At 75.5% G+C, this 261-nt stretch carries 1 protein-coding gene; it reads right to left on the bottom strand.

The window, feature by feature from the left end:
• Positions 1-179 (bottom strand): transposase (locus KVS71_RS17740; RefSeq protein ID WP_254635906.1); only part of this gene is annotated, 179 nt, incomplete at its 3' end.
• Positions 180-261: the final 82 nt, after the last annotated feature.

The raw sequence follows: 261 nt of genomic DNA on the forward strand, positions 1-261 counted from the left end.
TTGGGGAGGGTGTGGCAGATCGTGTGGGATAGCCCTTCGCCCTGGGCGCCGGCGAGGCCGCGTAGCCGGAGCTGTCCGGCGTTTTGCCGGGGCTTCATCTGCCCGAACGCGGGTTCAACGATGGCTTTGCGGCGCGCGGAGTCGGTGCGGCCCTGCTCGGTGCGCAGCGCGTGCGCCATCCCCTCCCGCCGGCTCGCGTCCTCTGGGGCCGGATCCGGGGCGCCCGCGGTCGGGCAGCTCCCCCCGCCCCCTTGCCGCCCC

Origin of the sequence: Microbacterium sp. GbtcB4 (assembly GCF_019091465.1) — a bacterium.
In the GTDB taxonomy this organism is placed as follows: domain Bacteria; phylum Actinomycetota; class Actinomycetes; order Actinomycetales; family Microbacteriaceae; genus Microbacterium; species Microbacterium paraoxydans.